Origin of the sequence: Kitasatospora sp. MY 5-36 (assembly GCF_001182915.1) — a bacterium.
Lineage (GTDB): Bacteria > Actinomycetota > Actinomycetes > Streptomycetales > Streptomycetaceae > Kitasatospora.
Genome location: NZ_LFVW01000908.1, coordinates 1 through 608, shown reverse-complemented (window position 1 = coordinate 608; position 608 = coordinate 1). Strand labels below are relative to the sequence as shown.

Annotated in this window: 1 protein-coding gene; it reads right to left on the bottom strand. The window is 77.8% G+C overall.

Translation table 11 applies throughout. From position 1 onward, the window contains the following. Positions 1 to 608, bottom strand: a 608-nt coding sequence (locus AE652_RS38050) for an acyltransferase domain-containing protein (protein ID WP_049659905.1), incomplete at both ends; no start/stop codon positions are given.

The window sequence follows — 608 nt, the reverse complement described above, 5'->3', positions numbered from 1 at the left end:
AGGACGGTGGCGGGGACGGCCTCGGCGGCGGCGAGGGCGGCCAGGTCGGCGTACGGGACCAGCCCGTCGGTGGAGCCGGGCCCGGCGTTGAGGACGGCGATCGGGCCGTCCGGGCGGCCGGTGCGGGCGCCCCCGACGGGCCGCCAGACCGTCCGGAACAGGGCGCCGGCCGAGGCGTCCTCGCGGGGCCCCTCCAGCCAGTAGCGGCCGCGCTGGAAGGGGTAGGTGGGCAGGTCGACCCGGCGGGCCCCGGCGAGGGCGGGGGAGAAGTCGACCGGGACGCCCCGGACGTGCAGCCGGGCGGCGGAGGCCAGGAAGGCGGTCGGGCCGCCGTGGTCGCGGCGGAGCGTGCCGCAGGTGACGGTGGGCGCGGCCGTCTCGTCCAGGGTCTCCTGGAGTCCGGGGGTGAGGACGGGGTGGGGGCTGATCTCGACGAAGGTGGTGAAGCCCTCGGCGAGCAGGGCGCGGACGGCCTCCTCCAGCCGGACGGTCCGGCGGAGGTTGCGGTACCAGTACGCGGCGTCCATCGTCGTGGTGTCCAGCCAGCGGCTGTCGACGGTGGAGTGGAAGGGGATGTCGGCGCCGCGCGGGGTGACGGGGGCGAGCAG